1 protein-coding gene is annotated in these 314 nt (G+C 56.7%); it reads right to left on the reverse strand.

Annotated features, from left to right (window positions below):
• Nucleotides 1-314, reverse strand: a 314-nt coding sequence (locus EN869_RS33925; protein WP_128334422.1) for an ATP-binding cassette domain-containing protein, incomplete at both ends; no start/stop codon positions are given.

Consider the following 314-nt stretch of genomic DNA (forward strand, 5'->3'; position numbering starts at 1 on the left):
GAGCGGGTAGTCGATGAACTCACCAAGGTCGGCGAACTCGACTATCTCAGCTTCCATCGATCGCATCGCCTTCGGTGAAAGGCCAAGCAGCAAACCCCGATAAAGAATATTCTCGCGGCCCGTGGCATCAGGCTCGAAGCCGAAACTCAGATCGAGCATTAATCTGACTGTGCCGCGAACCTCTCTGCTGCCTGACGAGATCGGATAGAGGCCGGCAACCATCTTGAGGAACGAGCTCTTGCCCGCGCCATTGTGGCCAAGCAAACCGATTCGCTCCCCTGGGTCCACACGCACAGAAATGTCCTTGAGTGCGT

It is taken from the genome of Mesorhizobium sp. M2D.F.Ca.ET.226.01.1.1, assembly GCF_004022705.2.
Taxonomy (GTDB): domain Bacteria; phylum Pseudomonadota; class Alphaproteobacteria; order Rhizobiales; family Rhizobiaceae; genus Mesorhizobium.